Origin of the sequence: Bradyrhizobium sp., assembly GCF_049581145.1 — a bacterium.
Taxonomy (GTDB): domain Bacteria; phylum Pseudomonadota; class Alphaproteobacteria; order Rhizobiales; family Xanthobacteraceae; genus Bradyrhizobium.
Window position 1 is genome coordinate 1 of the sequence record NZ_JBAURI010000034.1, and the last position, 1,753, is coordinate 1,753.

Consider the following 1,753-nt stretch of genomic DNA (forward strand, 5'->3'; position numbering starts at 1 on the left):
CATCATGCGCGGCGGCGGGTCGACCGCCGTAACCTCCACGGCGTTCGCAGGTTTGGCGGTGCCGTTGACTTCCTGGATGTTGCCCGGCTGCGCCGCGCCGGGATTGGACGCGCCCTCGGGCCGCAACGGGCGCGGCGGCGCGAACAGGAAGCCCTGGCCGAAGCGCACGTCATAGTCGAGCAGGTCGACCACCGAGCGCTCGCCCTCGATCCGCTCGGCGATCAGGTCGATGCCGAAGCGGCCGAGCAGATCCGACAGATCGGAGGGATGGATGTCGGAGGTCGAACTCTGTTTCGGGTCGAGCAACAGCCCGGCGGGGACCTTGATGAAGCGAACGCCGCGATCGGCAAGCTCGCGCGGCTCGATCCGCAGATCGGTGACGTGATCGATCGAGAAGCGGTAGCCGCGCTGCGCCAGCGCGGCGAGGTGCTCGGTCTCGGTCGGCCCGAGATTGCGGAACGTCGCCTGCTTGAACTCGAGCACGAAGGACGGCGCCAGCGCGCGATTGGCTTCGAGAAAATCCAGGCATTGCGAAAACATCGGGGCGTTGCCGAGGGTCGCGGCGGCGACGTTGCAGAACACGCCGACCTCCTTGTTGCGGACCATCAGCCGGCGCAGCACCTGCACGCAGCGCAGCATCACCATGTGGTCGATCCGCCCGATCAGGCCGGCGGCTTCCGCGACCGCGATAAAATCCTCGGCCGCCAGAACCTGATCCCGTTCGTCGCGCAGCCGCGTCACCGCCTCGTAGTAGCGCACCTTGCGCTGCGGCAGCGTCACCATCGGCTGCAGATAGATGTCGATCCGGTTTTCCTCGATTGCGCCGCGCAGTGTCGCCAGAATCTGGGCCTGGCTGCGGGCGGCGGGATCGCCGGCGGCCGGCGCCGCGGCGGGCGATGCCACCACCCGCTTGTCGTCTTCGATCGGCAATGGCTGCTTTTGTGGCTCGGTGTCCGGCCTGGCCGGCTCCGGCGCAGCAGCGGGCAAAGGGGCCTGCTGTAGCGCGACCAGCAGATCGTCGTGGCTTGCGACCGAGGCGGCGAGCTGCCTGATCAATCCGCCAAGTTCGCCGATCTCGTTGACCACGGATTGAATGCGGTCGGCGCCGGCCGAATTGGCCGAGACCATGCGGCCTTCGACAGCCGAGAGCCGGCGGCCGAATTCGGCGACCTGCCGCGCCAGATCGGCGGTGCCGCGCGACAGGTCCGCGATCTGGCTGCCGACGTCGGTGCGATCGCGCAGCCGCATCGAGACCGCATTGTAGAGGATCAGGAAGGTCAGCGCGGTCAGCGCCACGATCGCGGATTCCGGTCCGTTGATACCGGCGACCGAATAGAGGATCAGCCCGAGCGATGCTGCGACCAGCACCATGCAGATGGCGATGAAAATCGTGGAAATCCGGATCATCTGGCGCGCAACATCCCGTTCGAGCGCCACAACCTTAACACTAATGTTGATTCGAAAATCCAGTGTTCTTTGGCGCATTTTCCGGAAAGGTGGTCACCGGCCCCCGCTGAGAAAATGCGACCAATGAAGGACAATCGGAGCGTTTTCCGATTCACCGTGTTCGGAAAGCGCTCTGGGACGCGCCGGGGACCGCCCGTCCGACGCTGTCGGCCATCGCGGCGCCGCGCGCGCCGAGCGGCCGTGGGCTGCCCGTGGTCGAATCCAATACGGTCTGGTGCTCGATTTCCGAATTGAGCTCGGCTCCGGACAGCACGATCACGGCGGACATCCACATCCACATCATCAG

1 protein-coding gene and 1 pseudogene are annotated in these 1,753 nt (G+C 66.1%); both read right to left on the minus strand.

What is annotated here, in order from left to right:
- A partial coding sequence (locus WCB02_RS01070; protein ID WP_423955391.1) for an EAL domain-containing protein occupies positions 1-1,407 on the minus strand: 1,407 nt, incomplete at its 3' end.
- A gap of 151 nt (positions 1,408-1,558) precedes the next feature.
- A pseudogene (locus WCB02_RS01075) lies at positions 1,559-1,753 on the minus strand (hypothetical protein); the annotation flags it as partial.